Below are 1,090 nucleotides of genomic sequence, written 5' to 3' on the forward strand. Positions count from 1 at the left end.
ACCGTGCGATGTTGAATGAGTTTCGCCCATGAGGGGCTTCCGCTGAGACGAATCATCAGAATCCCTAGCGCCGACTGGCACACAACCCGCTGCTACGGCCACTACGGGACTGTTGGAACCCGCAGGCGGCGGGATGATGCTGTCTTCACGGCCACTGCGGCGTTTGGCTGCGAGGGGCCGTGGTCCACCGTTCTGCACAGCCATTGTCAATGGCCGTGGCGGTTCAACGTCCTGCCATCATGAGTCGCCTCATGCTCGATCCCTTGACCGGTGACCTCGGGCCCCAGCTCATCGAGCCGGCAGAAGTCGTCAGGTAGGGCAGGCGAAGTTGGCGCTCGGCACGCCGAAGTCTTGCAGATGGGTGGTCTGAGAACTTCCATCCTCGGGACGTCTCGACGCCTACTCAGCGACCGACGCGCCGCCAACGCCTATTCCCTCATCTGTGATGAGCCGCGAACGCTCAGAAGGATAGAGACAGTTCATCCACCGTTCGTGCAGCGCTCAGCCGCTTGCTGCGAACGGTGCCGCACGGGGCAACCGTCGTGCCGATACACGCCACCCTCGGAACGGGTGACCTTGGGGCGACTGTCAGGTGCGCCGTCGTCTTCAAGGCTCCCTTCCGCATGTGCGCCTTCGTCAACGAGGCCGTCTTCGTCGTGCTGAAGAGTAAATGCGACGACCTCGGCGGCCTCCCAAAGGCTTTCCGCGTGGGCCCGAATCGTTTGGGCGGCGACGCCTGGCATTTCCAGAGCGTGGTGATGTTTTTTCCTACGCCGTTCAGTGATGAACCAAGGCCGTAGACCCTTGTGATCACCGATGAGATAACGGTCGTGAAAGTCGGCACGCCTGAGCTCGCGAACTCCACCATCTTCATTGGGCGGCGTCAGGCGGATTTGAATTGCGAGCTGGGCGAGGCGACCCGCGCTCAACTTGTTGCTCACGAGGAAACGGGATGCGTTGCTGTCCTTGAGGATGTGGACGAGTTCTTGGGCGTCGAGGTATCCGTCGACGACGAACGCCTCACCAGATTCTGCGATGACGCCGAGCACCCGGCCGTAAGCGAGTTCGTCGTCGGCTGTCAGGACCATGA

1 protein-coding gene is annotated in these 1,090 nt (G+C 61.6%); it reads right to left on the reverse strand.

The genetic code is table 11. From position 1 onward, the window contains the following. Positions 1-479: 479 nt before the first annotated feature. The coding region (locus AC1DXW_RS30900; RefSeq protein ID WP_477760903.1) for a hypothetical protein at positions 480-1,090 on the reverse strand (611 nt) is incomplete at its 5' end.

Source organism: Pseudomonas sp. P4_C4 (assembly GCF_056402055.1).